Raw genomic sequence first — 24,956 nt, 5'->3', positions numbered from 1 at the left:
TTCGTTATATAGAACTGACCCCGCATGACCCCGACCGAGATCATCGCCCGCGCCATAACCCGTGAACGCAGCCGCGCCGGACTGAGCCTGTCGGCGCTTGCCGCGCGCGCAGGTCTGGCCAAGTCGACCCTGTCACAGCTTGAATCGGGCCGCGGCAACCCCAGCGTCGAAACGCTCTGGGCCATCGCCGCAGCACTCGACGTGCCGTTTTCCTATCTGTTCGAAACCGCCGTGCCGGGACCGGTGCTGATCCGCAACGACGCTGGCACGCCGATCAAGGCCACGGATGCCGGGTTTTCCGCCGTGTTGCTGGCCGATTGCCCGCCCGCCGCCCGTCGCGAGCTGTATCGGGCGGACCTGACGCTGGGGGCACCGCGGGTTGCGGCAGCCCACCAGCCGGGCACCGTCGAACACGCGGTCGTCATCTCGGGCCGCGCCCGGATCGGCCCCGCGGGCGCGACCGAGGATCTGGATCCGGGCGACTATTACCGCTATCCCGCCGATCAGGCCCACCACTACGAGGCTCTGACCGAAACCGCGGGCCTCGCGCTGATGATGGAACACCCGCGCTAGACCCCCGGCACCGAGACGCTAGCGCAGCCCCCTGCCCTTGATGATCGCCTCGGGCCCGAACCGGGCCCGGATCGCATCGGTGGCGCGTTCGGCGCGCAGCCGCCGCGCAGCGCCGGGGTCGAGCAGGTCCTCGGAGAGGTCGGCCTCGGCCGCGGGCACGATCTCGGACAGGCCAACTCCGATCAGCCGGTTTGGCCCGGTGCCCGCAAGCGGCGCGTAAAGCCCCAGTGCTGCACGAAAGATCGTGTCGGCCATCTGGGTCGCCTGCCACAGGCTGGTGCGGCGGGTCAAAAGCCGGTGGTTGGCGCGCTTGAGCTTCAGCACCACCACACGGCCGGCAAGCCCCGTGGCCTTGGCACGGTCCGAAACCTTCTCGGACAGCCGCCAGAGATGACCCTCCAGCAGTTCGCGGTCGTCGGTATCCTGAAAGAACGTGGTCTCGTTCGAGATCGACTTCGGCCGGTGATCGCGCCGCACCCTTCGCCGGTCGATGCCGCGCGCCAGATCCCACAGCCGTTCGCCGCCATGCCCGAATCGGTCGGCCAGCGCCTTGCGGTCCCAGCGCCGCAGATCGGCAAAACTGCGGATCCCGGCGCGCTCCAACGCCTCCTGCGTCGCCGCACCGACCCCCCAGATCAGCCGAACCGACTTGTCGGCCAGGAAATCCTCGGTCTCGGCGCGGCCAATCACCGAAAACCCGCGCGGCTTGTCGAGGTCCGAGGCGATCTTGGCCAGAAACTTGTTGTGGCTCAGCCCGATCGAGCCCGAAAGCCCAAGCTCGGTCTCCATCGCACGCACCAGACGCGCCAGCATGACGGCGGGCGGCGCATGGTGCAGCCGCTGTGTGCCGGTCATGTCGAGGAATGCCTCGTCGAGCGACAGCGGCTCGACCGCCGGGGTCAGCGCATCGAGCATGGCCCTGATCTGCCTTGAGGCGGCGGCATAGGCGCTGCCGCGGGGCCGGATCACCACCGCATCGGGGCAAAGCTTCAACGCCTGAAACATCGGCATCGCCGAGCGCACGCCACGGATGCGCGCGATATAGCAGGCGGTCGAAACCACCCCGCGCCGGCCACCGCCAACGATCACCGGCTTGTCGGCCAGGCTCGGGTCGTCGCGCTTTTCCACCGAGGCATAGAAGGCGTCGCAATCCATGTGGGCAATCGACAGATCGAACAGCTCGGGATGCGAGATCAGCCGCGGCCCGCCACAGGCGGGGCAGCGCCGGGCACGGTCGGGCAGGGCATCGAAGACGGTCAGGCAATCGCGGCACAGGGCAGGCATGGCCCAGTCTACATCGGACGTTCGCGATCCGGGAGCCCCGTCAGCCTGCCGCGCAACCGCGCGCCAAAGGCGCACCCGGCCCAACCCGCGAAGACGCCGCAGGCGTCGCCAAGGGGCGGGAGCCCCAACCCCGACCCCGCCTGTCCCAGGCGCTCCGGCTATTCGGCCGCAAGCGGCATGGCGGTGGGGCGGCCGATCTCGACGATTTCGGCGATGACCCCGCGCAGCAGGTCGCGGACCGCGGCAAAGTCGGAATTCGGCCGCACCGCCGCTTCGTTCATGTAAAGCCCCCGGTCGACCTCGACCTGAACCACGTGCTGCCCACGCGAGGGCCGGCCGTAGTGCTGGGTAACATAGGCTCCGGCGAAGGGGGCGTTGCGCACGACGCGGAACCCGGCGCCGGCAAAGGCCGCCTCGACCCGGTCCATCACATGGGGGGCACAGGCGGCGCCGAACCGGTCGCCCAGCACCACCTGCGGCTTCACCCCCGGCTGGCCCGGCAGCGATTCGATGGCCTCGTGCGGCATCGAATGACAGTCGATCAGGATCGCCGAGCGAAACAGCGCCATGCTTTCGTCGAGCAATCGCTGCAGTTCCGCATGATAGGGGTGCCACACCGTTTCGAGCCGCTGCCGCGCCTCGGCAAGTTCGATCTTGCCGCGATAGATCTCGCGCCCGTTCGCCACCACCCGCGGGATCACCCCGAGCCCCGAGCTGATCCGGGGATTGTGGCCAAATGACCTCACATCGCGCACCACCGCCGGATCGAGCTCGTCGGCACTGCGGTTCAGATCCACATAGGCCCGCGGCGCCAGCGCCGACAGCAGCGGCGCACCGTATTCGGGCGCGGTATCGAACAGACGGTCGACAAAGGCATCCTCGGAGGACCGAATCGAGCGTTCGTCAAGCACCGAGCGTTTGAGAAATTCCCAGGAATATGCCCGGCCGCTGTGTGGCGAGGCGAAGACCACGCAGGTACTGCGGGTCCGGGGCAGATCCAACTGGAAGGGTGCTTGTGTCATGCTTTTGTCATCCTGCCTCCTTGCTTCTTATAGGCTGAAAATTTCGCACTCCAAAAGCCCTTGAACCTTGTCGCCGTTCCTTTTATACGCCCCTCCACCGACGCGGGAACGCTCCGCGTCCTTTTGTTTTGAAAAGGGCGCATCGCGGGTCCGCAAAGTGTGGGGCGGTTAGCTCAGCGGTAGAGCACTACGTTGACATCGTAGGGGTCACTGGTTCGATCCCAGTATCGCCCACCATGAATTCACGGCCGGACGGTGTCCGGTCTTTGGCGAAACCAACGGCGCCCTCCGCGCCGGCGACAGAGGAAAGGGGAGACCATGAAGGTCCGCAACTCGCTCCGCTCGCTGAAAAGCCGGCACCGGGACTGCCGTATCGTGCGCCGTAAAGGCCGCGTTTACGTCATCAACAAGACCCAGCGCCGCTTCAAGGCCCGTCAGGGCTGATCAGCGCGTAAACCGTGTGATCTGGGCCGCCTTTCGGGCGGCCTTTTTCGTTGTGGCTTCCTGCTGCACCTTCCGTGGGTCCCGCGGCATCCGAATCGGGGACGGGCTGCCCGAAGATCGCGCCGGCTTGCCGTGACGCCACCGCCGCGCCAAAGGCGCGGCGCGGCCCGCTTCAGAGATTGTCCTCGACCCGGAACCCCTGCGGGATCGCGTCACGCCCGTCGAGCACCAGATCCGCCATCACTTCGGCCACCTTCGGCGCCATGCCAAAGCCGATCTTGAAACCGCCGTTGGCGACGAAGTGGCCCGGCCGCCCGGGCCATGGCCCCAGCATCGGCGCCCGGCTGCGCGCGCGCGGCCTGACCCCGGCCCAGCGCGCGATCACGTCGGCCCCCTGCAGCGCCGGACAGGCCGCCCGCGCCCGCGCGATCACCTCATCAAGCCCGGCATCGGTGGTGTCGGGCGCATCGAACTCCCGCTCGGTCGTCGACCCGATGGCGACGGTGCCGTCGGCGTGGGGCACCACATGCACCCCGTCGGCCTGGATCTGCGGCATCCCGGCCCGGTCGAGCCGCAACGAGGCGGCCTGCCCCTTGATCGGTGCGCCGACGTTGCGCCCGAGCGTTGCGCCCAGATCGGCAAGCCCTGCCACCCCGGTGGCCCACAACACCGCCCCTGCCTCGGCGGCCTCCCCGATCACCACCTCGCCGCCGCTTCGGCGGATCGCCTCGACAAGGGCTGCCGCAGCCTGCCGCGGGTGCAGACGCGCCGTCAGCGTGTCGTGGATCACCATCCCTGTGGGCGACACCGGCGCCCAGGGGCCGAAGGCGCTCGCCTCGGCCACGCGCCACTGCGCCCGGCCCTGCCAGAGCTCGGCCGCGCTCTCGGCCCGGTCGTTGGCGCGCGCCAGCGCCTCCTCGTCGGCAATCGGCTGCAGCCTGCCGCTTTGCAGATACCCCGGCTCGCGCCCCGAGGCCGCGGCGACTTCGGCCCAGAAATCAGGCGCCATAACAAGGCTGTCGAACTGGAACGCCTTCTTCGGATTCCACATCTCGGGCACATGCGGCGCCAGCGCCCCCACCAGCCCGCCCGAGGACCCGGCGCCGATCCGCACTGCCTCGATTACACGCACGGCTGCGCCGCGCCGGCTCATCTCCCAGGCACAGGCGAGGCCAAAGATGCCGCCGCCCCGTACCGTCACGTCGATCCTTGCCATGATCCTGCCTTTCGCTCATGGTCCGCGCGCTTGCGGCAAGGACTTAGACCAGGTGACACGCGACGACCAGACGGCGGCTCTGACCTGGCGCGACGGCGACGTTCCGGTCTCGACCCGCTTTGACGATCCCTATTTCTCGCTCGACGACGGTCTTGCCGAGACCCGCCATGTGTTTCTGGCCGGCAACGATCTGCCAGGGCGGCTGCGGCCGGGCTTTGCCGTGGCCGAACTCGGCGTCGGCACCGGGCTGAACCTGCTGGCGCTTGCCGCCTGCGCCGAGGCCTCCGGTATCGCCGCGATCCGCTATACCGGGTTCGAGGCCTTCCCGCTCGATCCAGCATCGCTCGCCCGCGCGCTCGCCCGCTTCCCCGACCTCGGCGCCCTTGCCGCACCGCTGATCGCCGACTGGAACCCGGCGGGCTTCACCACCCGCATCGGTCCGGTCGAGGCGCAGATGATCCGGGGCGATGCCCGCACCACCCTGCCCGCGTGGCAAGGCCGCGCCGATGCCTGGTTCCTTGACGGTTTCGCCCCGGCCCGCAACCCCGAGCTGTGGGAGCCCGCGCTAATGGCCGAGGTCGCCCGCCACACCGCCCCGGGCGGCAGCTTTGCCACCTATTCCGCCGCCGGCGCCGTGCGCCGGGCGCTGTCCGAGGCGGGCTTTGCTGTCGAACGCCGCACCGGCTTTGGCCGCAAACGCCATATGTGCGCCGGACGCCTGCCCGAATGACCGCCCAGAACAACCGTCTTGGCGTTCTGCTGATGATCGCGGCGTGCTTCGTCTTCGCGGCGCAGGACGGCGTCTCGCGCCACCTCGCCGCCAGCTACAACATCTACATGGTGGTGATGATCCGCTACTGGTTCTTTGCCTTTTTCGTTCTGGCGCTGTCCGCGCGCCAGTCGGGCGGGCTGAAACGGGTGGCGCACAGCCGGTTGCCGCTGTTGCAGATCCTGCGCGCCCTGCTGCTGGCGGTCGAGATCTATGTCATGGTCACCGCCTTCGTGCTGCTGGGCCTTGTCGAAAGCCATGCGATCTTCGCCAGCTATCCGCTGATCATCACGGCACTTTCCGGCCCGGTGCTGGGCGAACGCGTCGGCTGGCGGCGCTGGTCGGCGATCGCCATCGGCTTTGTCGGCGTGGTGGTGATCCTGCGCCCGAGCGCGGGCGTCTTCTCGCCCTTTGCGTTGGTGCCGCTTGCCGCCGCCTCGATGTTCGCGCTCTACGGCCTGCTGACCCGCTATGTCGCCCGCGCCGATACCGCAGCCACCAGCTTTTTCTGGACCGGAACGGTCGGCGCCGTTGCCACCACGGCGGTCGGGATGTGGTTCTGGGAACCGATGCTGCCCGTGGACTGGGTCTGGATGGGCGTGCTCTGCGTCACCGGTTCGCTCGGCCACTGGCTGCTGATCCGCTGCTACGAGGTGGCCGAGGCAAGCGCGGTGCAGCCCTTTGCCTATCTGCAGCTCGCCTTTGCGGCCGTGATCGGCGTCAGCGTCTTCGGCGAGGTCCTGCGCCCCAACGTTGCCGCGGGCGCGGTCATCGTGATCTCGGCCGGCCTGTTCACGTTCTGGCGCGAACAACGCCGGCGCTGAGGCGCAACCGCACGCCCTAGGCGGGCCCGGACCCAACCCGAGGCGCCGCATCAGCGGCCCTGAGGGGCGGGAGCGCCCCGGCCCTAACCGCCGCGCAGATACTCGGTCATCGTCACCTTGCCGGTCTTTCCCGACAGGCGGGCACGATAGACCATGACCGATTCGGTCACCCGCATCACATAGTTCTGGGTTTCGCGAAACGGGATCAGCTCGATCCAGTCGATCACGTCCACATCCTGCGTGCGCGGATCGCCGAACTGCGCCGACCACGAGGCAGCCCGGCTCGGCCCGGCGTTATAACCCACGGTCACCAGCACCGGCGCCGGCCCGAACCGCTCGACCAGCCCCGCCAGATAGGCCGAGCCCAGCGTCACGTTATAGACCGGATCGCTCGTCAGCCTGTCGCGGCTGTAGGGCAGGCCAAGCTTGCCCGACACCCCGTCCGCTGTCCCCGGCATCAGTTGCATCAGGCCGCGCGCGCCCGCCGGACTGACCACTTCGGGGTTGAACTCGCTTTCGCGCCGGGCAATCGCCAGCGCCAGTTCCTGTGGCACCGGCAGCTCGCGCTCCATCAGCGGCGACAGCGGGAAATAGGCCGCGGGCAGCACGATCCCCTCGCGCGCCGTGCGCTTGGCGATCATCAGCGCCATGTGCATCTCGCCGCGCTCAAGCATCATCTGCGCCAGCGCGCCCGAGGCCTCGCGCGGCTTGCCCTCGACCAGATGGGTCAGGAAACGTTCGGCCGTCGGCCGGTCGCCGGCCTCCAGCAGCAACAATCCGGCCGACAGCACCGAACTGTCCGCCAGGACGGTCTTGTCGACCGGCGGAAAGCTCTCGGTGCCGGTCAGCGCGGGGTCCATGTCCTCGCCAAGCGCCTCGGCCGACAACAGCCCGTAAAAGCTCGACTGATTCTGCGCGCCAAGGCGATAGGCCGCCTCGGCCCCGTCCTCGTCGCCCATCGCGGCATGGGCGCGCCCCTTCCAGTAGCCTGCCCGGCCAAGGCTGATCGGCGATTCCACCTCTTCGTGCATCCGGTCGAAATGCAGCAGCGCCAGCTCGGGATCCTTCAGATAGCGCAGGGCGATAAAGCCCGAAAGCCATTCGAGATCGGCAAAGTTCGATCCCTCGACCAGAAAATGCAGGCTCGCGAGCGTATAGGCCTCGGCATAGGCGCCCTCGCGCATCAGCCGCCGGGCATAGATCCGGCGCCAGTTCGCCCAGGCCTCCGGCCGGCCGAGCAGTTCCGGCGACCGCGACCGTTCGGCCAGAAGTGCAATCGCCTCCGCTTCGCGCCCCTTGCCCGCGCGCCAGGCAAAGCGCTCATAGGCAAGCCCCGGGTCGTTCTGCAGCGCCTTCGGCACCGCGGCGATTCTTGTGTCGACCCCGGGCGCCTGATCGGCCAGCGCCATGCGGGCCTCGGCCAGCTTCTGCCAGCCTTCGGACACCCGCGGCAGCATCCGCCGCGCCGCCACCTCCTGGCCACGCCACAGCAGATCGTCGAGCCGCGCCTCGTTATGCGGCGTCAGCAAGGCGCGATAGCGCGTCAGCAGCGCCGATTCGGTTTCAGGCGACAGCGTGCGGCTGCGCCACGCCAGCACCGCCAGCGCCTCGGCATCGCCCTCCTGCCCCAGCGCGCGATAAGCCTCGACAAGGCGAAGAACGCCGATGCCGGTCTCGGGAACCTCGCCGTCGAAATAGGCGACGACAGCGCGAGGATCGGCAGTCTCGGGGATCGCGGTCTCGCCGCGGCTGCGCAGCAGATCGAGCCCCGGCCAGTCGGGCCGACGGGCAAGAAACGCCTGGTACTCGGAAAATTCCGCCAACCCGCCCTGGCGCAGCCGGTCCCAGACGATGACGTCGGCCGCGATATCGCCGGCCTTCCGCGCGGTGGCCGCAGCCTCGTCCCAGTCGCCCGACCGCATCTGGCTCAGCGCCGACTGCAACGCCACCGCCTGTGCCGAGGCGGTCGCCCAACCCGGGCCGGGCTGCACGGCGCCCGCAATCATCACGGTCACAAGAAGAAGCGGAGCGATAGGATTGGGCAAGGATGCACCGGCGGGAGCGACAGGAAACGGAAACGGGGGCGGCTTCACCCTAGCTCACAGAGACGTGCACGCAACTCACAAACTTGGCAAGCTTCGCGGCTGCGAGTAGGGTCCGCCGCGGCTGACCGGGCACAGACCGGCCGGGCCATCGCAATCGACGCGCCGCCGGCGCGGGAACTGAAGGAAAAACAATGATCAAAGGTTCGCTTCCCGCGCTGGTCACGCCTTTCAAGGACGGCGCGCTCGACCTCGACACCCTCGAATCCCTGATCGAATGGCAGATCGAGGAAGGCAGTTCGGGGGTCGTCCCGGTCGGCACCACCGGCGAGAGCCCGACGTTGAGCCACGCCGAACACCGCGACGTCGTCGAACGGGTGGTCAAGGTCGTGGCCGGCCGGGTGCCCGTGGTCGCGGGCGCAGGCTCGAACAACACCGCCGAGGCAATCGAATTGATGCGGCACGCCGAATCGGTCGGGGCCGATGCCGCGCTGATCGTCACGCCCTATTACAACAAGCCTACCCAGGCCGGGATGATCGCGCATTTCACCGCGCTGCACGATTGCTGCGAGCTGCCGATCATCATCTACAACATTCCCGGCCGCTCGATCGTCGACATGACCCCCGAGACCATGGGCCGGCTGGCCGAGCTGCCGCGGATCATCGGGGTCAAGGACGCGACCGGCGACGTCACACGGGTCAGCAAGCAACGCCAGACCTGCGGCGAGGACTTCATCCAGTTGTCGGGCGAGGATGCCTCGGCGCTCGGCTTCAACGCCCATGGCGGGCAGGGCTGCATCTCGGTCACAGCAAATGTCGCGCCCGGGCTCTGCGCGGCTTTCCAGGCAGCGACCCTCGTCGGCGACTACAAACGCGCGCTCGGATATCAGGACCGGTTGATGCCGCTGCATACCGCGATCTTCCTCGAACCCGGCCTCGTCGGGGCGAAATACGCGCTGTCGCTGCTTGGCCGCTGCTCCGAGGCGGTCCGCCTGCCGCTGCTCGGGCTGACCGATCCGACCAAGGCCGCGATCCGTGCCGCCATGGTCCATGCCGGCCTGATCGACTGACCGGGGCCACGGCGCGCCGGGCCGTCCCGACCACACGGCCCGGCGCGCTGCTCCCCTACCTTCTTCTGTTTCCAAGTATCCCGGGGGAGTCCCGCATCGCGGGACGGGGGCAGCGCCCCCTCGAACGGCACCGCCCTCACCCGGCCTCGGTACAGCACGCCCTTGGCAGGAACCGTCAGAGCGCCTATATCCCCGCGTCATGGCCAAGCCCAAGGACAATCCGAATTACAAGGTGATCGCCGAGAACCGGCGGGCGCGCTATGACTATGCAATCGAGGACGACCTCGAATGCGGCATCATGCTGTCGGGATCCGAGGTAAAGAGCCTGCGCTCGAAGTCGGCCAATATCGCCGAATCCTACGCCGCGGTCGAAAACGGCGAGCTGTGGCTGGTGAACGGCTATATCGCCCCCTACGACCGGGCGATGTTCGGCCACGAGGAGCGGCGGCGCCGCAAGCTTTTGGTCAACCGCAAGGAATTGTCGCGACTGTGGTCCGACACCCAGCGCAAGGGCATGACGCTTGTGCCGCTGGTGCTGTATTTCAACCACCGCGGCATGGCCAAGATCAAGATCGGCATCGGCAAGGGCAAGAAGGTCGCCGACAAGCGCGCGACCGAGGCCAAGCGCGACTGGGACCGCCAGAAACAGCGCCTGCTGCGCCAGAACAGCTGACCAGCCGCCCAAAACGGTAGATCCCGGTCGCCCACCGGCGCGGCCGGCTTGCGACCATTGTCGCGGCTGCGGCTTGCGGCGTTGTCCCTGCGCACCCTTGCCACTTGGCGCCTCGGATAGTAGCCATTTCCGACACGACGGTGCAGGGAGCGAGACATGGACAGGAACAATCCGCGGACCCTTGTCGGCACGGATTGGCTGGCCGCGCATCTGGGCGATCCGGATCTGCGGCTGCTCGATGCCTCCTGGCACATGCCCGCGACGGGCCGCGACGCCAGGGCGGAGTATGCGGCAGCGCATATCCCCGGCGCCCGGTTCTTCGATACCGACGAGATCTGCGACCTGCGCTCCGGCCTGCCTCACATGGTGCCGCCACCTGAGAAGTTCATTAGCCGGATGCGGGCGCTCGGGATCGGCGACGGCCACCAGGTGGTGGTCTATGACGGGTCCGGGCTGTTTTCGGCCGCACGGGTCTGGTGGATGTTCCGGCTGATGGGACAGAACAATATCGCCGTGCTCGACGGCGGTTTCCCGAAGTGGCAGGCCGAGGACCGCGCGGTCGAGGACATGCCCCCGAATGTCCGTGACCGCCACATCACGGTCCGGCTTCAGGCCGACATGGTCAAGGACGTGACCCAGGTCGCGCGGGCGGTCAAGCTCGGCGACTGGCAGATCGTCGATGCCCGCAGCCCCGAACGGTTCCGCGGCGAGGTCCCCGAACCGCGGCCCGGCCTGCGCTCGGGGCACATTCCGGGGTCGCTGAACGTGCACTATGCGTCGCTGCTGAACGCTGACGGAACGATGAAGTCCGACGAGGCGCTGCGCGCGGTCTTCGAGACAGCGGGTGTCGATCTGGCCCGGCCGGTGATCACCAGCTGCGGCTCGGGCGTGACGGCGGCGATCGTCAATCTGGCGCTCGAGCTTCTGGGCCACCGGCGCAATGCGCTCTATGACGGGTCCTGGGCCGAATGGGGCATGTATCCCGATCTGAAGGCGGACATCGGATGAGCACCACACCCGCGGGAACCGAAATTCACTTCACCATTACATGGCTCGAGATGACCGAGCGGCCGACATTCCCCTGGCCGCACCAGCCGGTCGGCCAGCCTGCGGCGCTGTTCAAGGCCGAAAACCCGCCGGTCTGGTTCTTCCTCGGGCTCTATGACGCGGTCGGGCGCGACTATGCCTGGCAGGATCTCTATGACCGCAGCGAGGACGAACTGGAGGACTGGCTTCAGGACCCGGGGACATCGCTTTATACGCTCATGCGCCATGGCTGGCCGCATGGCTTCTTCATGCTCGATCATCGCAAGAAGGGGATCTGCAACCTAGCCTATTTCGGGCTGGTGCCGCAGGCAATCGGCCGCGGGCTCGGCCGCTATCTTCTGCAGAACGCGGTGCTGACCGGATGGGAGCAGCCGGGCGTCGAGAAGATGACGGTCAACACCAACACGCTCGACCATCCCCGCGCGCTCGGGCTGTACCAGCGGCTCGGATTCGAGCCGGTGCGGCGGCAGGACTTCACCCGCCTGCTCAAACGCCCGGTCGACCGCAACCGCATCCCCGACTAGGCGGCGCACGCCCGTGTTCCGCACCCTCACAGCCCGTCAGCCGGACGGCATCGTCCTGATCATGCAGGCCTTCGCCGCGGACGACCGGCCGGACAAGATCGACCTCGGCGTCGGGGTCTATCGCGACACCATGGGCAACACACCGGTCTTTGCCGCCGTGAAGGCGGCCGAACGGCGCCTGGTCGAGACCCAGACCAGCAAGGGATACGTGGCCCCCGCAGGCGATCCTCGGTTCCTGCAGGCCATGCGCGCCCTGGTGTTGGGCGACGGTGTCGAACCCGCGCGGGTCGCGGCACTTGCGACACCCGGTGGCAGCGGCGCGCTGCAGAAGGCGATGGAACTGGTCGCGCTGGCCCGACCCGAGGCGCGGCTCTGGCTGCCAGATCCGACCTGGCCCAACCATCCCCCGATGGTCGAGCGCAGCGGTTTGCAACGCCTCGTCTACCGTTATTTCGACAGGGCGGCAGGCGGGCTTGACCGGGCCGGGATGTGGCGGGACCTGGCGGGGCTCCGGCCGGGCGACGTGGTGCTGGTGCACGGCTGCTGCCACAACCCGACGGGGACCGATCTGACGCCCGAGGACTGGCAGGCGCTCGCCCACCGCATCACCGAGGCGGGCGCATTGCCGCTGGTCGATCTTGCCTATCTCGGGCTCGGGCAGGGACTGGACGCCGACGCAACGGGCCTGCGGCTGCTGGCGCGCCGCTGCCCCGAGATGCTGGTCGCGACGTCATGCTCGAAGAACTTCGGGCTTTACCGCGACCGGGTCGGGCTGCTTCTGGCGGTCACCGAAACCCCGCGCGACCAGGCTGAGGTCCAGCGCAGCCTCGCCTGGCTCAACCGGGTCAGCATTGCCTTTCCACCCGATCACGGCGCCGCCGTGGTGACCGAGATCCTCGCCGATCCGGGCATGACGGCGGCGTGGCGAACCGAACTCGAGACCATGCGCAGCCGCATAGGGACACTGCGCCGGGACTTTGCCGCGGCCTTGCAGACCGAGACCGGATCGAACCGCTTTGCCGCCTTCGCCGAACAGGTTGGCATGTTCTCGCTGCTGCCCGCGACGCCCGACCAGATCGCGGCCCTGCGTCAGGACCATGCGATTTACGTCATCGGCGATGGCCGAATCAACCTGGCCGGCCTGACCGACGCCACGATCGGACCGGCCGCACGGGCAATCGCCAGCGTCCTTGGCTGAGCCGCCCGATCTGCCCGGATTGCAGTCAGAATCGATACAGTATCGTCAGTTCTTGCCGAATTTGCGCGAATTGGTTAACAAAATTCTTTCACACTCGCGTAAGAGGTATTAATTCGCGCCCGTCGCTCGCCTCCAGGGAGTGTGGGCGCAATGTAAACAGTTGAACCTTGTGCGGTTGAGTTATGAAAAATAGTGGCGGTTTTCTTTCGGGAACCATAGTGGGATCTGCTGCCATCCTGCTTGGAATATTCGTGGTGGCGATCTCCATGCGCGACAGCGACGCGTCGGCTGCCGCACCCGAGACAGCAGAGATTTCTTACGAAACCCTGCGGGAGTTCAAAGAGCTTGTGAGACTGCGGACCGAGGCAGAGGTCGAGGCAGAGGCGCTGCGCCAGGAACTCGCGGTCCTGCGGTCGCAGCTTCGCACCGGGTATGTCGCCGACAGGTCCGTCGTCGTAACCAAACGCGACACATCCTATCCGCTGTTCGAGCCGAAGCTCATGATGAGCGTGCGATCGCTGAACGGCGGGGCAATCGTCACTCACTTCGGCAACCAGACACATTTTTTCAATGTCGCCGAGCGGGTTGACTTTACCCATGACAACTACAGCTGTTTCCTTCTGCTGCGTGAAAGCGCTCTGAACCGTGCGGTATTCGACTTCGGTTGCGAGTATAAAAACGCGACGGCGGACTCGAGGGTGGCGCAACTCAGGTAGGCTTCGGACAATCCGGCGCATTCTCCTTTAAGCTATATCTCTGTAACGCTTTTCACTGACCTGCCGCAGCCCGGTCCGGCGCGCGCGGGACACAGCGACGACAGTTGCAAGGAGAGCGACATGGAAATCGAAAAGACCGAGCATGGCGATCTGGAAACCTGGAGCGTGGCAGAGGTGGCTGCGGCCTTCCGAAAGGGCGAAATCGCGCTGATCGACGTCCGCACGATCCAGGAATATGCCTTCGAACATATCCGCGGCGCACTGCTGCTGCCGCTGCCGTTCTTCGAACCCGAACGCCTGCCCTCGCAGGAAGGCAAGCGGATCGTGTTCCACTGCGGATCGGGCGTACGTTCGGAACGGGCGGCGCGGATCGCTCTGGCCGGGGGCGTCTCGCCCGTCGCGCACATGGGCGGCGGTTTCGGCGCGTGGAAGGCCGCGGGCGAGGCCTATATGGGCACAGACATGGCCACCGGCAATTCGGTACGGATCCCCGGCAAAGCCGGCTGATCGCGCCGTCCGGGGCGCGCGGCATCGCGGCGGCCCCCGGCGCTCTCAGGCCCAAATTCCCGTTCCTTCGGGATAGACAAAAAAAGACCCGGGCGCCGAAGCGCCCGGGGCAGACAAGGCTGGTCCCAAGGAGGAGGAGGTCTCAGCCCTTTGCGAATTCCGGATAGGCCTCCATGCCCAGCTCGGCCATGTCGAGTCCGGTAATCTCGTCATCCTTCGGAACCCGGATCCCCACGGTCAGCTTCAGGATGAACCACAGGATCGAGGAGACGACGAAGACGAAGACGCCGACCGCGATGATGCCTTTCAGCTGCGCCATCAGGCTCGCATCGGGGTTGGTCAACACGACCGCAAGCGTGCCCCAGATGCCGCAGACAAGGTGGACCGGGATCGCACCGACCACATCGTCGATCTTCAGCTTGTCAAGCGCCGGCACCGCGAACGTGCAGAGAATGCCGCCGATGGCACCGATCAGCGTCGCGGCGCCGAGCGAGGGGGTCAAAGGTTCGGCGGTGATCGAGACGAGGCCCGCAAGCGCGCCGTTCAGCACCATGGTAAGGTCGACCTTGCCATAGATCACTTGCGTCAGGATCAGCGCTGCAACCGCGCCGCCGGCTGCGGCGGTGTTGGTGTTGGCGAAGATCCGGCTGATGTCGGCGACGTTGGCGCCGGTATCCATGTAAAGCTGCGAACCGCCGTTAAAGCCGAACCAGCCAAGCCACAGGATGAAGCAACCGAGGGTCGCGAGCGCCAGGTTCGACCCCGGATACGGCGTCACGCGGCCGTCCTTGTACTTGCCAAGCCGCGGTCCGAGGATCAGCGCGCCCGACAGAGCCGCCCAGCCACCGGCCGAGTGCACGATGGTCGAGCCGGCGAAGTCGAGGAAGTCGGTCACACCGTCAACACCCGGGGCCAGCCAGCCGCCGCCCCATTTCCACGAGCCTTCGATCGGATAGATCACGCCGGCCAGCAAGACGCAGAAGGCGAGGAACGGCCACAGCTTGATGCGTTCGGCAAGGGTGCCCGAGACGATCGAGCAGGTGGTGGCGCAGAACATCAACTGGAAGAAGAAGTCCGAGCCGACCGAGGCATAGGTCAGGTCAGGTTCGACGCCGGCAAGCCCGACGGGCTCCAGCGTGGTGGTGCTGAAGGCACCGATCCAGCCCGGGATGGTCCAGCCATCGCCCGGATACATCAGGTTATAGCCGATCAGGTAGTACATGATCGCGGCAATCGCGAAGAGAGCCACGTTCTTTGTCAACTGCATCGTCACGTTCTTCTGGCGCACGAGGCCGGCCTCGAGCATCGAGAAGCCCGCGCCCATCCACATCACCAGGAAGCCGGTGACAAGGAACATGAAGGTCGTGAGGATGAAGCCAATTTCTTCGTTGGGAGGCGTCATGTCGACGTCTTGGGCAAATGCGGCGGCGGGTAGAACCGCTGCGGCCATTGCCAGAATTGGTAGGAATCTGGAAAGTTTCATGTCGGTCGGTTTTCCCTTATGCACCCGGTCGTTCAAAGCGCGTCATCGTTGATTTCGCCGGTGCGGACCCGCACCGCCTGGCTCACGTCGAGAACAAAGATCTTGCCGTCGCCGATCTTGTCGGTACGCGCGGTCTTCTGGATCGTCTCGACCACCTGGTCGGCCATCGCGGCGGACACCACGATCTCAAGCTTGACCTTGGGCACAAAGTTCACCGCGTACTCGGCGCCGCGATAGATTTCCGTGTGTCCGGACTGAGAGCCGAAACCCTTGATCTCGGTCACCATCATGCCCCGGACGCCGATGGCAGTGAGCGCCTCGCGCACCTCCTCGAGCTTGAATGGCTTGATTGCTGCAATGATGAGTTTCATCTGATTTTTCCCATGTGCTCTGGTCTTCACCTTTTACAGGCGGGCCGGGCCGCGGCTTGCGATCCCTCTGGCAGTCACACCGTCGGGGTCAGCCGGTCCGACCTCGTGCCGCCGACGCGCGGCGGCACGATCTTGCTTGGACTTCCGACGCCCCAGCGGCGCGTCAGAGGTGATAGGCGCTCTCGCCATGCGAGGTGGCGTCGAGCCCCTGCATCTCGTCGTCCGCGCTGACGCGCAGGCCGATCACCATGTCGACGATCTTGTAGAGGATGAACGAGATCACCCCGCTCCAGACGATGGTGATGCCGACGGCCTTGGCCTGGATCAGCGTCTGACCGGCGATCGAGTAGTCGTCGCCCATCACACCGCCGAGGCTGGCGGCCGAGAACACGCCGGTGAGGATCGCACCGACGATCCCGCCGATGCCGTGGACGCCGAAGACGTCGAGGCTGTCGTCATAGCCCAGGGAGTTCTTCACCACATCGACGAAGAAGTAGCAAATCGCCGAGGCAATCGCGCCGATCGCAATGGCGCCCACCGGCCCCACCGTGCCGGCCGCGGGCGTCACCGCCACGAGGCCCGCAACCATGCCCGAGGCCGCACCCAGCATCGAGGCCTTGCCGCGGGTGACCGCTTCGATCAGCGACCAGGCGAGGATCGCACCTGCCGTTGCGGTGAAGGTGTTGATCATCGCCAGTGCCGCGCCGCCGTTGGCTTCGAGGTTCGAACCCGCGTTGAAGCCGAACCAGCCAACCCACAGGATCGAGGCGCCGACCATGGTCAGCGTCATCGAGTGCGGTGCCATGTTGTCCCGGCCGTAGCCGATCCGCTTGCCGATCACCAGCGCGCCGACGAGCGAGGCCATACCGGCGTTGATGTGCACAACCGTGCCGCCCGCGAAGTCGAGAGCGCCCATGTTGAACAGATACCCCGCACCGTCCCAGACCATGTGCGCGATCGGGAAATAGACGAAGGTGACCCAGAGCAGGATGAAAGCTATCAGCCCAGAAAACCTGACCCGTTCGGCAAAGCCACCGATGATCAGTGCCGGAGTGATGGCTGCAAAGGTCATCTGGAACACGATGAAGACGTATTCGGGGATCACCACGCCCTCGGAGAAGGTCGCCGACATGCTGTCCATCGTGACGCCGGACAGGAATGTCTTTCCAAGGCCGCCCCAGAACGGGTTTGTGCCGCCGCCGAAGGCCATCGAATAGCCGTAGAAGACCCAGATCACCATCACCATCGCGGTGATGATCGTGCACTGCATCAGCACGGACAGCATGTTCTTGCTGCGCACCAGGCCGCCATAGAACAGCGCCAGTCCGGGCAGGATCATGAACAGGACCAGCAGGCTCGACACCATCATCCAGGCGACGTCGCCCTTGTCCATTGTATCGACCACAGGGGCAATGTCGGACGCGGCCAGCGCCTGCGCGTCCTGCGCGATCGCCGGCAACGCCATCAGCGCCGCAGGAAGCGACGCGGCCATCAGGTATTTCAGATATTTGGGCATTTTCCTATCCACCTCGAACTGGACGCCGGCTGTTTCAAAGAGCGTCGTCATTGGTTTCGCCGGTCCGAACTCGCACCGCCTGTTTCACGTCGAGAACAAAGATCTTGCCGTCGCCGATCTTGTCGGTCTTTGCGGTCTTCTGGATCGTCTCGACCACCTGATCGGCCATCGCGGCGGACACCACGATCTCCAGCTTGACCTTGGGCACGAAGTTCACCGCGTATTCGGCGCCTCGATAGATTTCCGTATGTCCGGATTGGGAGCCGAAACCCTTGATTTCGGTCACCATCATGCCGCGAACACCGATGGCGGTGAGCGCCTCGCGCACCTCCTCGAGCTTGAACGGCTTGATTGCTGCAATGATGAGTTTCACCTGGCTCCCCTTCAGATGGGCCGGACACATGTTCCGACCGGGTTATGCACGCAGACAGACGCCGGATCAGAGGATGTTCAAGAAATCGCGCGCGGCAGAGACGGCTGATTACACGTTCGGTTGCACAATTTTTGCACAAACTCGACAATTGGCGCTTTTTTATGCAATCAAGAATCTGCCCGCAGCGCCGCTCCCCCTCCCCTTGGCGGTCGGTTCAGGGTATCAAGGAAAAAAAATCAATCAGTCGATCGACTGGAGGCAGGCTCGGGCATGAGTTCAGGCAATGGCAAACGGCCCGTTATCAGGGCCGACAAAAGACATAGCGGTTCCACGACCACGGCACGGACCGGGACCAAGGCGCCGGGCAAGTCGGCGGCATCGAAGGCCAAGGGCAGCAAGGCGTCTGCGGGGTCGGCAAGGGCCGCTGGCGGTGGCCGTGGCGGGCGCGGCACGCGCCGACGCCGGCAAAGGGGACTGCTCGGCCTGATCCTTCTGCCTTTCGCGTGGCTTGCGCGCCTCGGCTGGAGCATCCTGTGGCGCGCCACTGCGGTTCTGGTGCTGCTGGTCGGCTTCGGCGTGGCCTATTTCTATTCGCAGCTGCCGCCTCTCGACGACCTGCTCGACGGCCGGGTGCGCGGCTCGGTCACGCTGCTCGATCGCAACGGCGACGTGTTCGCCTGGCGCGGCGAGACCTTCGACCAGATCACCGACATCAACGACGTTTCGCCCTATCTGAAGAACGCAGTGATCGCGACCGAAGATCGCCGGTTCTATCGCCACCTCGGCGTCAGCCCGCGCGGCGTCGCGTCGGCCGTGCGCATCAACCTCGCCGAGGGTCGCGGCCCGCTGTCGGGCAACGGCGGCTCGACCCTGACCCAGCAAACCGCGAAGTTGCTGTGTCTCGGCGTGCCGTTCGACCCCGACAGCGGCATGACCGAAGCCGAATACGAGGACGACTGCCGCCGCACCACCATGGGCCGCAAGATCAAGGAAGCGCTTTATGCCATGGCGCTGGAGGCGAAGTACGGCAAGGACGACATCCTGGTGCTGTATTTCAACCGCGCCTATCTTGGCGCCTCGGCCCGTGGGTTCGAGGCCGCGGCGCAGAAGTATTTCGGCATCACCGCAGCCGAGCTCGACCCGGGTCAGGCAGCCATGCTGGCCGGTCTGCTGAAGGCCCCGACGCGGTATGCGCCAACCAACAGCCTGAAGCGGGCCCAGGACCGCGCCGATACCGTCATCAAGCTGATGTACGACCAGGGTTTCATCAACGCCGCCCAACGCGACTATGCGTGGGAGTATCCGGCGACGCTCGGGTCTGCCGCGCAGGCGCGTGCGGGTGGGTATTTTGCCGACTGGGTGATGGATACCGGGCCGAGCTTCCTGACCAACAACACCACCGAAGACGTGACCCTGCAGACAACGCTCGACCCGCGGATCCAGACCGCCATCGAAGAAGCAATGCGGGTCGTCTTCGACGAAAAGGTGAAGGCGGATTCCGAGGCGCAGGCGGCAATCGTGGTCATGTCTGCCGATGGTGCCGTCCGTGGCATGGTCGGCGGGCGTGACACCAAGGTCAGCGGCGCCTTCAACCGCGCAACTCAGGCCAAGCGCCAGACCGGGTCGTCGTTCAAACCCTTCGTCTATGCTGCGGCAATGGATCTGGGATATACCCCGTTCGCCACCGTGCTGGACGACGTGTATTGCGTCAATGTCCCGGGCTCGGGCCAGTATTGCCCGTCGAACTACGATCACAAGTTCCACGGCCGGGTCACGCTGGCACAGGCGCTGGCGCACAGCTACAACGTTCCCGCGGTCAAGGTCGCCGAGGCGGTCGGGCTTGAAAACGTGCGCAAGGTCGCGTCGGATTTCGGGATCGACAACAAACTGGCTGTCGGCCCGGCGCTGGCACTCGGCGTGTCGGAATCGACCCTGGTCGAGATGACCGGCGCCTATGCCGGCATCCTGAATGGCGGCCGCTCAGTAAAACCCTATGGCGTCACCGCGCTGATGCTGCAGGACGACGACCAGCCATTGATGGGCCAGTCGGGCGGCCTTGGCGAAAGGGTGATCTCGGAGGAAGCCTCGCAGTACCTCATCTACATGATGAGCAAGGTGATCGAAGAGGGCACCGGCCAGCGCGCCAAGCTCGGCAGCCGCCCGGCGGCGGGCAAGACCGGCACGACCCAGGCTGCGCGCGATGCCTGGTTCATCGGCTTCACCGCCGACTACGTGACCGGTGTCTGGCTTGGCAACGACGACAACGCGCCATTGACCGGCGTGACCGGCAGCGGATTGCCGGCCGAGATCTGGCGTGAGGCAATGGTTCGGGTCAACGAGGGGCTTCCCGAAAAGCCGCTGCCAATGAAGATCCCCGACAATGCGCCGAGCCCCACCCTGCCGGGCGAGACCGCGACGTCGCCGCAATACGACGGCTCCACCACCGGGGCGAGCAGCCGCGGCACGGGAACGGGCGAACCCTCGCAACGACAGAACCCGGTCGAGCGGCTGCTGAACGGTCTGTTCGGCCGCCGCAACTGAGCAGCACGGCCCCCAGGACGGGTTTCCGCCGGGGGCCGGACAGCAAAACGCCCCGCCCGGTGATCATGCCGGCGCGGGGCGAAAACGTCTGAGGGCGCCGGTTTGGCGCCCGGCCAATCCCTCAGCTGGTTGCGTTGAGCTGCTTGATCAGCCCGTCGATGTTGCCCTTCTGGCGGTCGAGCATCGAGCCGATCTCGGTCTTCTCGGTCAGCACCATGTTCACGCCTTCGATGTAAAGGTTGAAGAACTTCGGCTTGCCGCTGCGGTCCGAGACGAGGAATGTCACGTCGAACGGATCCTCGCCGCGCAGATAGGCGATGGTCTTGACCTCGACATAGCTCTTGACCGCTTTCGATCCGGTCTCTTCCAGCCGGCCACCGATGAACTCGCGGAACCGTTTGCCGTACTTGCGAGAGATATACCCCTTGAAGGCTTCGACATAGGCGACAAGCTGGGCCTGGCTCGCCCGTTTCCGGTCGGCACCGAGCGCGAGCAGCGCGATCCCCTGAACATCGGCGTATTTGCCGAAGATCTTTTCGAATTCCTTGTAGATCGCGGCCTCGGACTTGCCCGAGTTGATCACCCTGTTGATGTCGTCCACAACCTGGTTCACCAGCGATGCGGCCTGGTCGGTGGTCAGCGCCCAGCCTGCCGTAGGAGCGGCGGCCAGCGCGGCCAGACCCAGCCCCACACGGCGGACGAACTGACGGCGATGAAGGTCAATCGGCATATAGGTCCTCATAGAGATCGATGCTTTCGTCGTTGCTGCCCACGGCGCCACCACCAAGGTCATAGCGACGGTTCTGCAGATAAATCTGGCGCGACTGGGCATAACTGTCGGCCGACCCGTACAGCACGGAATCGACCGTATCGGCATATTTTACCCGGTCGACCACGTCCGGCGCGAGGGTGAAGGCAACCGCAACCGCGTTCGTCGGGGTGCCTAACACATACCACAGGGGATTGATGGCAAAGTCCACCACCTTGCCGGCTGCGTCGCGCTGAGTTGATGGGCCGATGACCGGCAATTCCAGATAAGCGCCCTCGGGCACGCCCCAGACATGCAGCGTTTCGCCGAAATCGGTGGTCCGCTCGGGCATGCCGGCGACCCGGGCGACATCGAAGACACCGCCAAGCCCCAGCGTCGAATTGATGCCAAAACGCATGGTGTTGCGTGCCGCATCGCCGGGCCGCAGCTGCAGCAGGCTGTTCAGGATCATCCGCGGATGATCGAGGTTGCGTCCGAAGTTGTTGAGCCCCTGCGCCAGCGGGCTGACCCCGCTGCGCGCCGCCTCGGGCGCGGCGACGGGTTCGGGCGATGCGGCAACCGCGGGCGCGTCCGCGACCATTGTCGTATCGGCGGACTCGACGGCCGTATTGTTCGCGACTTCGGGCTTGTCCCGCTGAAATGCAGTATCGAGCTTCTTGTTGAAGTCGTGCACCTTGCGGTTCGACGCCTCATAGGGGTCATCGACGCCCGTGGCGACCGGTGCCGGTCCACAGGCCGCAAGCAGGGCCAACAGCACCAATCCGCCGATGGCGCCGGGACGGACAGGACAAACTTGTCTCGGCACGGCCATTGGAGGTATCGACTGCTTCACTCTATTTTGCCATTCATACCCTGAAGATCACGGTGCGACCCCGCGTTTGGGCGAGCCTAACGTTGTGGGGTAGGAGAGACAACCGGCACCTGCCAGGAGACGGTCAATGAGCGCAGTCGACACCGCACGCGGCAGGAGGGAACTCCAGGACGCGCGCGCCGAAAGTCGCGGCCTGTTCTTTGCCGCATTCGTCTTTTCGATCTTCGTCAACATACTGGCGCTGACCGGATCGCTCTATATGCTGCAGGTCTATGACCGGGTGCTTGGCTCTCGCTCGGTCGAGACGCTGGTCGCGCTGTCTATTCTCGTCGGCTTCCTGTTTCTCATGATGGGATTGCTCGACTATGCGCGGGGCCGCGTGATGGCGCGGATTGCCGCGCGATTTCAGGCCGTTCTCGACCGCCGGGTGTTCTCGGCCGTGCTGCGCAGCGAAACCGGCAAGCCGGGCGCGGAGGCCGCGCAAACCGGCTTGCGCGATCTCGAGACGCTGCACCGCTTCTTTGGCTCACCGGTGCTGGTCGCCTTCTTCGACATTCCCTGGACGCCGTTCTTCCTTGGTCTGATCTTCTTTTTCCACCCCTGGCTTGGAATTCTCGCGATCTCGGGCGGCGCACTTCTGGTGTCGATCACGCTGGCAAACCAGTGGCGCACCCGGCAGCCCTCGCTGCGCGCAGCGGGAATGGGCCAGCGGGCCGAGAAGATGGCCAACCAGATGCGGGACGAGGCCGAGGCCATCGAATCGCTCGGGATGCGGGGGGCGACCTTCGATCGCTGGCACCAGTCGCGGCGCATGGCGACGGATATGGGCCTGACCGCGTCCGACCGCGCGGGAAGCTATACCACGGCGACCAAGACCCTGCGGCAGGTGCTGCAATCGGCGATGCTGGGGCTTGGCGCCTATGTCGTGCTGCGCGGCGAGATGTCGGCCGGGGCGATGATCGCCGGCTCGATCCTGCTCGGGCGCGCTTTGGCGCCGGTCGAGCTTGTCATCGGTCAGTGGGAGTTGCTGCAGAGGTCGTCCAAGGCCTGGTCGAACCTGTCGCGCCTTCTGAGCGACATGCCTCCCGAGATCCAGCGCACGCCGCTGCCCAAGCCCAAGGCGCGGCTCGAGGGCCAGCAGGTCACCGTGATCCCTCCGGGCGAATCGCAGGCCTCGCTGCGGCTGATCAATTTCTCGCTGGCACCCGGACAGGCCATGGGTGTGATCGGCTCCTCGGGGTCGGGCAAGACCACGCTCGCCCGCGCGATCACCGGGGTCTGGCGCTGCGCCGGCGGCAAGATCCGGCTCGATGGCGCGGCGCTTGACCAGTACGACCCCGACGTCCTGGGCCAGCACATCGGCTATCTGCCGCAGCGTGTCACCCTGTTCGAGGGCACGATTGCGGAAAACATTGCCCGTCTCAGCCCGCAACCCGACGCGAAGCTGGTGGTCGATGCCGCCCAGAAGGCGGCGGCGCACGAGATGATCCTGAAACTGCCAAAAGGCTATGACACGCCGCTCGCGGCGGCCGGCGGGCGGCTTTCGGGCGGGCAGGTGCAGCGGATCGGGCTGGCGCGCGCGCTCTACGGAAACCCGGTGATCCTGGTGCTCGACGAACCCAACTCCAACCTCGACAATGAGGGGTCGGAGGCGTTGAACCGGGCGATCCGGCAGATGAAATCCGAGGGCCGGTCGGTCATCATCATGGCCCACCGCCCCGCCGCGATCCAGGAATGCGACGTTCTGCTGGTGCTGGAAGGCGGCATCCGTCGCGCCTTTGGTCCGCGCGACGAGGTTCTGCAAAACATGGTGAAGAATGCCAAGCAGATCCAGGGTGCGACCACCCAGGGAGGTGTGACATGAGCGAGCGTCCGGACTATTCGGCCCGCTTCCCGCTTTTGCTCGGCAGCTTTACCTTGCTGCTTCTCGTCGGCGGCTTTGGCACCTGGTCGATGATGGCGACGATTTCCGGCGCCATCGTGGCGAGCGGCCAGCTTGAGGTCGAACAGAACCGTCAGGTGATCCAGCATCTTGATGGCGGGATCGTTGCCAAGGTCGACGTGCAGGAGGGTGATCTGGTTTCGGCCGGCGACATTATGATCGAACTCGACCCCACGTCGCTTCAGTCCGAGTTGACGATTGTCGAGGGCCAGTTGAACGAGCTGCTGGCGCGCACCGCACGGCTGACCGCAGAACGCGACGGCACCGACAAAGTTACCTTCCACCCCGACCTGCTGCAGGCCGCGACCAGGCAGAAAGATGTCGCCGATATGGTCGACGGCCAGCAACGGCTGTTCGAGGCCCGGGGCGCCTCCATGGAAAAGGAAGCCGAACAGCTTGGCCGGCGCCGCGAGCAGATCGACAGCCAGATCACCGGGATCGACGCCCAGATCGACGCGCTTGGCGAGCAGCTGTCGCTGATCGAGGAAGAACTCGCGAGCCAGCAATCGCTGCTCGACAAGGGTCTCGCGCAGGCCGCCCGGGTGCTTGGGTTGCGGCGCAACAAGGCCGATCTCATGGGCCAGATCGGCGAGCTGACCGCCGAACGCGCCGAAGCCCTGGGCAAGATCACCGAGATCGAGATCGAGATCCTCAAGCTGCAGACCAGCCGCCGGGAAGAGGCGATCTCCCAGTTGCGCGACCTGCAATACAATGTGGTCGAACTGATTGAACGCCGCCTGAACCTGCTGGAAAAGCTCGACCGCCTCGACATCCGCGCACCAGTTGGCGGCATCGTCTATGACATGACGGTCAACACCCCGCGCTCGGTCATCCGGCCGGCCGATCCGGTGGCCTATATCGTGCCCCAGGACCGGCCGCTGGTGATCGTCGCCAAGTTCCCGACGATCCATATCGACCAGGTTTTCGTCGGTCAGCCGGTGATCCTGCGGTTCTCGGCTTTCGATTCGCGCACCACGCCGCAGCTCGATGGCCACGTCACCAAGATATCGGCCGACGCCTTCACCGACGAGCACACCGGGGCAACCTACTACCGCGCCGAAATCCAGCTCAACGACGGCGAACTGGCGAAGCTCGAGGGGCAGGAAATCGTGCCCGGCATGCCGGTCGAGGCCTATATCCGCACCAACGACCGCACCCCCATGGCCTATCTGCTCAAGCCATTCACCGAATATTTCAACAAAGCGTTCCGCGAAAGCTGACACCACCACCAGGAGATTCCG

At 65.8% G+C, this 24,956-nt stretch carries 25 protein-coding genes and 1 tRNA gene; 16 read left to right on the top strand and 10 right to left on the bottom strand.

The genetic code is table 11. From position 1 onward, the window contains the following. The first annotated feature begins 24 nt into the window (after window positions 1-24). The gene (locus DQG17_RS11965) at window positions 25-573 is read left to right on the top strand and encodes a helix-turn-helix domain-containing protein (protein WP_116133060.1); all 549 of its coding nucleotides are present in this window, start codon (window positions 25-27) and stop codon (window positions 571-573) included. Window positions 574-591: 18 nt separating this feature from the next. On the opposite strand, the gene DQG17_RS11960 is transcribed toward DQG17_RS11965, so the two are convergent. Continuing rightward, window positions 592-1,857 carry a DNA polymerase IV gene (locus DQG17_RS11960; protein ID WP_116133059.1) on the bottom strand — a complete coding sequence of 422 codons (1,266 nt, stop codon included), beginning with the start codon at window positions 1,855-1,857 and terminating at the stop codon, window positions 592-594. Between the two features lie 158 nt (window positions 1,858-2,015). Then, window positions 2,016-2,879: an N-formylglutamate amidohydrolase gene (locus DQG17_RS11955; protein ID WP_116133058.1), complete on the bottom strand. Its 864-nt coding sequence runs from the start codon at window positions 2,877-2,879 to the stop codon at window positions 2,016-2,018. A gap of 162 nt (window positions 2,880-3,041) precedes the next feature. Between DQG17_RS11955 and DQG17_RS11950 the strand changes: the two genes are divergently transcribed. Together DQG17_RS11950 and ykgO are read left to right on the top strand one after the other, a co-directional pair. Beyond that, window positions 3,042-3,116 (top strand) — tRNA-Val (locus DQG17_RS11950). 81 nt (window positions 3,117-3,197) lie between these two features. Then, the gene (gene ykgO / locus DQG17_RS11945; RefSeq protein WP_089233906.1) at window positions 3,198-3,323 is read left to right on the top strand and encodes a type B 50S ribosomal protein L36; all 126 of its coding nucleotides are present in this window, start codon (window positions 3,198-3,200) and stop codon (window positions 3,321-3,323) included. Window positions 3,324-3,495: 172 nt separating this feature from the next. On the opposite strand, the gene DQG17_RS11940 is transcribed toward ykgO, so the two are convergent. Next, window positions 3,496-4,539 (bottom strand): FAD-binding oxidoreductase, encoded by a 1,044-nt coding sequence (locus DQG17_RS11940; RefSeq protein ID WP_116133057.1) that lies wholly within the window; start codon window positions 4,537-4,539, stop codon window positions 3,496-3,498. 52 nt (window positions 4,540-4,591) lie between these two features. Here DQG17_RS11940 and mnmD point away from each other — a divergent pair, with 52 nt between their 5' ends. Then, window positions 4,592-5,269, top strand: a complete 678-nt coding sequence (gene mnmD, locus DQG17_RS11935) for a tRNA (5-methylaminomethyl-2-thiouridine)(34)-methyltransferase MnmD (protein WP_232829412.1) — start codon at window positions 4,592-4,594, stop codon at window positions 5,267-5,269. Then, window positions 5,266-6,132: a DMT family transporter gene (locus tag DQG17_RS11930; protein ID WP_116133056.1), complete on the top strand. Its 867-nt coding sequence runs from the start codon at window positions 5,266-5,268 to the stop codon at window positions 6,130-6,132. The genes mnmD and DQG17_RS11930 overlap by 4 nt, the downstream gene beginning before the upstream one ends. 83 nt (window positions 6,133-6,215) lie before the next feature. Here DQG17_RS11930 and DQG17_RS11925 read toward each other — a convergent pair whose 3' ends face one another. Then, a complete protein-coding gene (locus tag DQG17_RS11925) occupies window positions 6,216-8,177 on the bottom strand; it encodes a lytic transglycosylase domain-containing protein (protein WP_116133055.1) in 1,962 nt (653 codons plus the stop codon). A gap of 191 nt (window positions 8,178-8,368) precedes the next feature. On the opposite strand from DQG17_RS11925, the gene dapA reads away from it, so the two are divergent. The 7 genes from dapA (at window position 8,369) to DQG17_RS11890 (ending at window position 13,909) form a co-directional block, all read left to right on the top strand. Further along, window positions 8,369-9,244, top strand: coding sequence for a 4-hydroxy-tetrahydrodipicolinate synthase (gene dapA / locus DQG17_RS11920; protein WP_116133054.1), 876 nt, complete (start codon window positions 8,369-8,371; stop codon window positions 9,242-9,244). Window positions 9,245-9,443: 199 nt separating this feature from the next. After that, window positions 9,444-9,917 carry an SsrA-binding protein SmpB gene (gene smpB / locus DQG17_RS11915; RefSeq protein ID WP_116133053.1) on the top strand — a complete coding sequence of 158 codons (474 nt, stop codon included), beginning with the start codon at window positions 9,444-9,446 and terminating at the stop codon, window positions 9,915-9,917. Window positions 9,918-10,073: 156 nt separating this feature from the next. Next, window positions 10,074-10,925, top strand: a complete 852-nt coding sequence (sseA, locus tag DQG17_RS11910; protein ID WP_116133052.1) for a 3-mercaptopyruvate sulfurtransferase — start codon at window positions 10,074-10,076, stop codon at window positions 10,923-10,925. Beyond that, a complete protein-coding gene (locus tag DQG17_RS11905) occupies window positions 10,922-11,488 on the top strand; it encodes an N-acetyltransferase (RefSeq protein WP_157973598.1) in 567 nt (188 codons plus the stop codon). Before sseA ends, DQG17_RS11905 begins: the two co-directional genes overlap by 4 nt. A gap of 13 nt (window positions 11,489-11,501) precedes the next feature. Beyond that, window positions 11,502-12,686, top strand: coding sequence for an amino acid aminotransferase (locus tag DQG17_RS11900; protein WP_116133050.1), 1,185 nt, complete (start codon window positions 11,502-11,504; stop codon window positions 12,684-12,686). A gap of 266 nt (window positions 12,687-12,952) precedes the next feature. Further along, complete coding sequence (locus DQG17_RS11895) at window positions 12,953-13,402, top strand: hypothetical protein (protein WP_157973597.1); 450 nt, start codon at window positions 12,953-12,955, stop codon at window positions 13,400-13,402. Window positions 13,403-13,522: 120 nt separating this feature from the next. Continuing rightward, on the top strand, window positions 13,523-13,909 hold the full coding sequence (locus tag DQG17_RS11890) for a rhodanese-like domain-containing protein (RefSeq protein ID WP_116133048.1): 387 nt from the start codon (window positions 13,523-13,525) through the stop codon (window positions 13,907-13,909). 142 nt (window positions 13,910-14,051) lie between these two features. Here the strand turns inward: DQG17_RS11890 and DQG17_RS11885 are convergent, their stop codons facing one another. From DQG17_RS11885 to DQG17_RS11870, 4 genes are all read right to left on the bottom strand, one after another. Next, complete coding sequence (locus DQG17_RS11885) at window positions 14,052-15,392, bottom strand: ammonium transporter (RefSeq protein WP_116133047.1); 1,341 nt, start codon at window positions 15,390-15,392, stop codon at window positions 14,052-14,054. Window positions 15,393-15,424: 32 nt separating this feature from the next. Continuing rightward, window positions 15,425-15,763, bottom strand: coding sequence for a P-II family nitrogen regulator (locus tag DQG17_RS11880; protein WP_116133046.1), 339 nt, complete (start codon window positions 15,761-15,763; stop codon window positions 15,425-15,427). Between the two features lie 163 nt (window positions 15,764-15,926). Then, window positions 15,927-17,279 (bottom strand): ammonium transporter, encoded by a 1,353-nt coding sequence (locus DQG17_RS11875; RefSeq protein ID WP_116133180.1) that lies wholly within the window; start codon window positions 17,277-17,279, stop codon window positions 15,927-15,929. Between the two features lie 34 nt (window positions 17,280-17,313). Continuing rightward, the gene (locus DQG17_RS11870; RefSeq protein ID WP_116133179.1) at window positions 17,314-17,652 is read right to left on the bottom strand and encodes a P-II family nitrogen regulator; all 339 of its coding nucleotides are present in this window, start codon (window positions 17,650-17,652) and stop codon (window positions 17,314-17,316) included. A gap of 73 nt (window positions 17,653-17,725) precedes the next feature. Between DQG17_RS11870 and DQG17_RS21680 the strand changes: the two genes are divergently transcribed. Further along, window positions 17,726-17,926 carry a hypothetical protein gene (locus tag DQG17_RS21680; RefSeq protein WP_157973596.1) on the top strand — a complete coding sequence of 67 codons (201 nt, stop codon included), beginning with the start codon at window positions 17,726-17,728 and terminating at the stop codon, window positions 17,924-17,926. Beyond that, a complete protein-coding gene (locus tag DQG17_RS11865) occupies window positions 17,923-20,193 on the top strand; it encodes a transglycosylase domain-containing protein (RefSeq protein ID WP_116133045.1) in 2,271 nt (756 codons plus the stop codon). The genes DQG17_RS21680 and DQG17_RS11865 overlap by 4 nt, the downstream gene beginning before the upstream one ends. Window positions 20,194-20,314: 121 nt before the next feature. On the opposite strand, the gene DQG17_RS11860 is transcribed toward DQG17_RS11865, so the two are convergent. Further along, on the bottom strand, window positions 20,315-20,923 hold the full coding sequence (locus DQG17_RS11860; protein ID WP_116133044.1) for a phospholipid-binding protein MlaC: 609 nt from the start codon (window positions 20,921-20,923) through the stop codon (window positions 20,315-20,317). Then, entirely contained in the window at window positions 20,913-21,719 is an 807-nt protein-coding gene (locus tag DQG17_RS11855; RefSeq protein WP_232829411.1) for a VacJ family lipoprotein, read from the bottom strand. The genes DQG17_RS11860 and DQG17_RS11855 overlap by 11 nt, the downstream gene beginning before the upstream one ends. A 181-nt stretch (window positions 21,720-21,900) precedes the next feature. On the opposite strand from DQG17_RS11855, the gene DQG17_RS11850 reads away from it, so the two are divergent. Both DQG17_RS11850 and DQG17_RS11845 read left to right on the top strand, forming a co-directional pair. Continuing rightward, complete coding sequence (locus tag DQG17_RS11850; protein ID WP_116133042.1) at window positions 21,901-23,637, top strand: type I secretion system permease/ATPase; 1,737 nt, start codon at window positions 21,901-21,903, stop codon at window positions 23,635-23,637. Next, window positions 23,634-24,935, top strand: coding sequence for an HlyD family type I secretion periplasmic adaptor subunit (locus DQG17_RS11845; RefSeq protein ID WP_116133041.1), 1,302 nt, complete (start codon window positions 23,634-23,636; stop codon window positions 24,933-24,935). The genes DQG17_RS11850 and DQG17_RS11845 overlap by 4 nt, the downstream gene beginning before the upstream one ends. Window positions 24,936-24,956 lie beyond the last annotated feature (21 nt).

The sequence above is a fragment of the Tropicimonas sp. IMCC34043 genome (genome assembly GCF_003390845.1).
GTDB lineage: Bacteria > Pseudomonadota > Alphaproteobacteria > Rhodobacterales > Rhodobacteraceae > Tropicimonas.
The sequence above is the reverse complement of the archived record's forward strand: the minus strand, read 5'-3'. Positions and strand labels throughout refer to the sequence as shown.